A 5268-nucleotide genomic window follows, 5' to 3' on the forward strand; every position below is an offset into this window, starting at 1 on the left:
TTGTTGAACAGGCCGCATCAACTGGATACGCGGCTACTTCTCGGCGCGTTCTTTCAGGGCTTYGAGAGTATTGAACGGCGCATCGACCACGAACTTGTTGGCCAACCACGACGGCACGCTGCCGCCTGGATCAGTGTGAACCTGATAAGTCACTTCGACTTGATCGCCTTTAGGCACGAACTTCCAGAAACCCTTGACCTGGGCGACCCGTACAAAACCCTTTTCTTCCGGAAGGTACTTCGGCTGCCCTTCCAGCTCGCGGGTCAGGCTGCCATCAGCGCCGTCAACGGTAGTGACATGYAACACCGAATCGCGAGCAGTGACCGGCCAGGGTGTATTGAACTGAGTGTAGGTCCAGCTCTGGTTGCCTTCGTGCTTGAGCAGCTTCTGGACCTTGCACTCGTGAATCCAGGCGCAGGCTCCCGGAACATCTTCCTGCAGTGCACGCAGTTTGGCCATGGTGGTCTTCATGATCGTTACACCACGGTAAGCCTTGTATTGGGAACCGGCCACCTCACTCAAGGACACCTTGATGCCATCTTCGTCCTTGGCGGTTTTCCAGTCTTCGGCCTGAGCCGTGGAGGCCAGCAAAACCGTCAAACCACACAGCACAGCGATACGATGCAGCGAACCCATAGTCTTATTCCTTATTGTTGAAGTTCCGTTCGTTGAACACATCACGCGGCCGTCATTTGCTCCCACCAGCCCAGCAATTTGATCGCTTCGTCGCGGCTGCTTCCGCAAACCTCGACATCGGCCTCAAATGCCGAACACACCGCGGGGCGTTCCGGCTTGCCGAAAATGCTGCACAGGTTATCGGCAGACAGTTGTACGCATCTTTCTCCGGCGGCTTTGCCATTGGGCATGCCGGGAATCGGCGAACTGATGGAAGGGGCAATGCAACAGGCGCCACAGCCTTCACGGCATCTCATGACGACAAGCTCCTCGCGACGAGCAATGTGTTAAAGGGACGCGGCACAGAGTAACGGCTAAAACAGTTGTTTTAAATTACCCGGGCCCGGGTTTTTACGCTCAAACGAACGTGACTGACCAGTCTCCGACAAAGCGTCTGTTTCGCGGGTCACGAACAGGGGGAAATTTACTGCTTGAACTCGAATTCCAGTGCCGCGCCTTCAACGTCCCGGCGCTCTTCGTTGCGCCGTTGCAGCTGCATTTCGTTGCTGATCAGGCGACCGTTCAGCTGAAACGGACTGCTTTTGCCACCGAACATTTGCGGCAACACCGCATCGTGTCGAGGCAACGGTACCGTGCCGACCGGTTTCAATTCATCGACCTTATCCTTGGGCAAGCTCAAGTCGAGATTGGCGGGAGGGAGTTTGGTTTTCAGCGCTTCACTGGCTGGTTTTGACTTGGAAGCAATGGGAGAACGCTTTTTGACCGGTGCAGCCTTTTTTTTGACCGGAGCGTTTTTTATAGCTGTCACCGGCTTTTTCGCGGTTGCGGCGGCTGTCGGTTTTTCCTGAACGGAAGCCGCCATGACACCTTCCGCATGACAAGTCATCAACAGGCAGATCAATAACCAGACAGAAGGAAAAATCGGCTTCATGGACCCAACGGCGCGAACGGCAGAAGGTTATATGCTCGCCTGTTGGAGGCGACAAGACAAGCGGGCAGTTCATAACTGCCCCGCAAGTCAAAAACCGCTCGTTGTCTCCTGACACAATTGCGTCGCCAGCAGCCCCAGTGTCATCAATGCACGCTCGGCCTCGCGGTTCCAGGGGATGCCGCAGTTCAGGCGAATGCAGTGATTGAATTGCTCGGTGTTACTGAAAATAAGCCCCGGCGCAATGCTGATGCCCTGCTGCAGCGCACGCACATGCAACTCTTGCGTATTGACCCGCCCCGGCAAACTGACCCACAGAATGAAACCGCCGGTAGGCCGGGTCATCTGTGTGCCTTCCGGGAAGTATTGCTGCACTGCCAGTTGGAAAGCGCTGAGGTTCTTGCGGTACTCCTGACGGATGTAACGCAAATGCCGGTCGTACCCGCCGTTCTCCAGATAGGCGGCAATGCCCATTTGCGTGACACTGCAGGCCGAATGCGTGCTGAACGTCTGCAAGCGCTGAATTTCCTGCTGGTACTTGCCGGCAATCATCCAGCCGATCCGCACGCCGGGCGACAGGGTTTTGGAGAAGCTGGAGCAATAAATCACCCGATCCAGCCGGTCATAGGCCTTGAGCGATTTGGTGCGCCCCTGCTCGAACATCAGCTCGCCATAAATATCGTCTTCAACGATCTGGATATCGAAATCCGAGGCCAGGCGCAGCAGTTGTTTCTGCCGCTCTTCGGGCATGGTGCCGCCCAAGGGATTGCTCAGGCGCGTGGTCAGCACCAGTGCCTTGATCGACCACTGGTTGGCCGCCAATTGCAAGGCTTCGAGGCTCATGCCGGTGGCCGGATCGCTGGGGATCTCGATGACTTTCAGCCCCAGCAGGTCGGCCAGTTGCAGCAAACCGTAATAGGTCGGCGACTCGGCGGCGATCAGATCGCCCGGCCGGGTCAATACGCGCAGAGACATCTGCAATGCATCGACGCAGCCGTGGGTGATTACCACTTCCGACGGATCAACCACCACGCCGGCATCGCGCATGCGGATCGCCACTTGCCGACGCAACGGCTCGAAACCAGGGCTGAACATATAGCTGAACGCGCGCGGACTATGGAAACGGGTGACTTTGGCAAGTTGCTGATGCAGTGCCCGCACCGGCAGATAATCGACACTCGGTACAGCCGCGCCCAACGGGAAGACCCCCTCACGGCGGGATTCGACCAGGACTTGCTGAATGATGCTGCTGCGGGTGACCAGGCCTGGGCGCTCGACCCGGGCGATGTCCGGGGTCGGTGCCGTCAGGGCAGGTGTCTGGTGCACGTAGTAACCGGATTGCGGCCGGGCACGGATCAGCCCTTGATCTTCAAGGTTGGCGTAGGCCTGCAACACCGTCGCATGGCTGACGTTGAGCTGCGAGCTCATCTTGCGCACTGAAGGCACGCGCTCTCCCGGCTGATAGACGCYGCGGCGGATGTCTTCGGCCAGTTGCTGAGCAATACGTTGATAGAGCAAGAGATTGGTCATGACGCAGCACTCGATTTCACGGGCATTTTATTCTTGTGTGAAACAATACCGGAACAGTTTAGAAGTGTACTGGGACAGTTACTACAATAGTCGACCATACAGTGCGGTGTCAGCAAAAGCTGTACTGTTTTACGACGCATTTGACGGGCGAAAAAAAACCCGGCGCTGCTGAGCAGGCCGGGTTTTTCCAGTGACGCAGCCCTTAACGGGCCGCGCCGAGCTGGCCTTTTTCGTCGGAGAACACAATTTCCACCCGACGGTTCTGCGCACGACCGCGCTCGGAAGCGTTGGCGTCCACCGGGTACTCATCGCCGTACCCTTCAACCTGGATGCGTTTGTCGTCGATGCCCAGGTCCGTCAATACGTCAGCTACCGATTGCGCCCGGTCGCGGGACAGCTTGAGGTTTTCCTGTTTACCGCCAGTGCTGTCGGTATAACCCTCGATCCGCACCACACGCTTGGGGTTGAGCTGCAGGAACTGGACGATTTTCAACACCACGCGGTTCGCCGAGCTCTTCAGCTCCGCTTCACCAGTATCGAACAGCACATCACCCAGGGTCATCACCAGACCACGGTCAGTCTGGGTGGTCGCCAACGCCACGATCTGCTCTTCGAGCCACTTGCCCTGTTGCTGCACGCTAAGCAACTTGGACTCACGCAGCGCCAAYTGCAGGCGCTGACGCTCGAGTTCGAGCTTCGCTGCGCGCTCTTCGTTGAGCACTTGATTGGTATGTTCCCGGGCGATTTCGCTGTAGCGCTGGCTCAGGTAGGCGTAATGGGCCACGTCCGAACCGCTGCCCCAGTAGCTGGACAGTCGATCGGCGCGGGCCAGGGACTCGCCGGCACGAATCACGTCCTTGGGCGCGATACGCAACACGTTGGAGTCTTCCTTGACCTTCTGGAAGTCGGCACCGGCCTGCTGCAACGCCACTTCGCTGTGTTGACCAGCGCAGCCATAAAGGCTTGCGCAGCCGGCCAGGATCAAGCCGCCGAGTGCTTTGGTCTTCAGGTTCATTGAGCATCTCCCAGTTGCTTGCGCAGGCGGGCGATGCGGGTATTGAGCACGTTCAACTGCGCCTCACTCTTGAGGGTCAGAACCCGGGCTTCGGCCAGGCGCGCGTCCAGCTCGGCCTGCTCGGCCCGCATGCGCGCATTCTTGAAGGACTGGTCGGCCATGTTGCCCTTGGCGCGGTTGAACTTGTCCTGGGCCAGTTTCAGCTCCGGCACTTCCTCGGCGGTAGCGCCCACGGCCTTGGCTTGTTCGAGGGCCTGTTCGGTCAGGCGTATTTGTTCATTCGGCGCCGGATCGGCTGCACAACCCGCCAGAGCCAGAACGGCCAGGGCAGCGAAAAGAGGTCGAATACTCACTAAAAATCCCTACTGTTTTGGGGTACTGACAGGTTGTGGCTGCGGTTGTGAGCCTTGCGCTTTCCAACGCTCGATATTGCGCAACAACGCAGCTTCCGTCAGTCCGGAGGCGGGCAATTCTGTCATCTTTTTGGCCAGCTGTCCGCGCAACCAAGGATCGTTACAGGCGGAGTTATGGGAAACCGCGAGGTACAGGCCGGGTTTGTCGATGGGTTGTGAGTGGGCCATCAAGTCATTGGCCATCCCCAGCGTTTGCACCATGGCCATGCCCGAGTAGCGACCGGCGAGGACAAACTCCACCTCGCCCAGCAGCAATTTCTGAAAGGCCTGAGTCAGATTGGGTGTGCGCAAGAGGGTCAATTGCTGCTCGGCGAAAGTGCCGAATGAAGGGCTCACTCGAGCCTTTTCCGACAACGCGCCGGGATGACCGTGGAGGTCCTGCGCTTCGTTGTAAACCAATAACGAGTCGTTGCGAGTCCAGACCAGATAATCGTTTTCCAGCAGCGCAGGATGGATGTAATCCAGATTTTCCAGTTCAGTGACCATCAACGGCGCATCGGCGAGCATGTCCATGCGCCCGCTGCGCACTTCATCCAGGGCCTGGGAGCGTTTGCCGGCATAGARCAGCTCGACCTTGATGCCCAACTCCCCCGCCACTTGTTGCAATAAATCAGCACTGGCGCCAATCAGGTGCTTAGGGTTTTGCGGGTCTTGCCACAGGTACGGTGGTGCGTCGGGACTGCCGGTCACGATCAAGCGTTCGCATTTGCCTGCAGCGCTGGACAGCCCCGGCATCAGCGCCAGAC

Annotated in this window: 7 protein-coding genes; all 7 read right to left on the bottom strand. The window is 58.1% G+C overall.

What is annotated here, in order from left to right; genetic code table 11:
- Positions 1 to 33: 33 nt before the first annotated feature.
- On the bottom strand, positions 34 to 636 hold the full coding sequence (locus AC1DLB_RS20360; RefSeq protein WP_477785534.1) for an START domain-containing protein: 603 nt from the start codon (positions 634 to 636) through the stop codon (positions 34 to 36).
- 41 nt (positions 637 to 677) lie between these two features.
- Positions 678 to 932: a YkgJ family cysteine cluster protein gene (locus AC1DLB_RS20365; protein WP_007942053.1), complete on the bottom strand. Its 255-nt coding sequence runs from the start codon at positions 930 to 932 to the stop codon at positions 678 to 680.
- Between the two features lie 167 nt (positions 933 to 1099).
- Positions 1100 to 1567, bottom strand: a complete 468-nt coding sequence (locus tag AC1DLB_RS20370) for a translation initiation factor 2 (RefSeq protein WP_477743470.1) — start codon at positions 1565 to 1567, stop codon at positions 1100 to 1102.
- An 87-nt stretch (positions 1568 to 1654) separates the two neighbouring features.
- Positions 1655 to 3094 (bottom strand): aminotransferase-like domain-containing protein, encoded by a 1440-nt coding sequence (locus AC1DLB_RS20375; RefSeq protein ID WP_477785535.1) that lies wholly within the window; start codon positions 3092 to 3094, stop codon positions 1655 to 1657.
- Positions 3095 to 3296: 202 nt separating this feature from the next.
- A complete protein-coding gene (locus tag AC1DLB_RS20380) occupies positions 3297 to 4109 on the bottom strand; it encodes an OmpA family protein (RefSeq protein WP_064616627.1) in 813 nt (270 codons plus the stop codon).
- Positions 4106 to 4462 (bottom strand): DUF4398 domain-containing protein, encoded by a 357-nt coding sequence (locus tag AC1DLB_RS20385; protein WP_064616625.1) that lies wholly within the window; start codon positions 4460 to 4462, stop codon positions 4106 to 4108. The genes AC1DLB_RS20380 and AC1DLB_RS20385 overlap by 4 nt, the downstream gene beginning before the upstream one ends.
- 9 nt (positions 4463 to 4471) lie before the next feature.
- Entirely contained in the window at positions 4472 to 5266 is a 795-nt protein-coding gene (locus AC1DLB_RS20390) for a substrate-binding periplasmic protein (protein WP_477785536.1), read from the bottom strand.
- Between the last annotated feature and the right edge of the window lie 2 nt (positions 5267 to 5268).

This window comes from Pseudomonas sp. 05N434, from assembly GCF_056396965.1.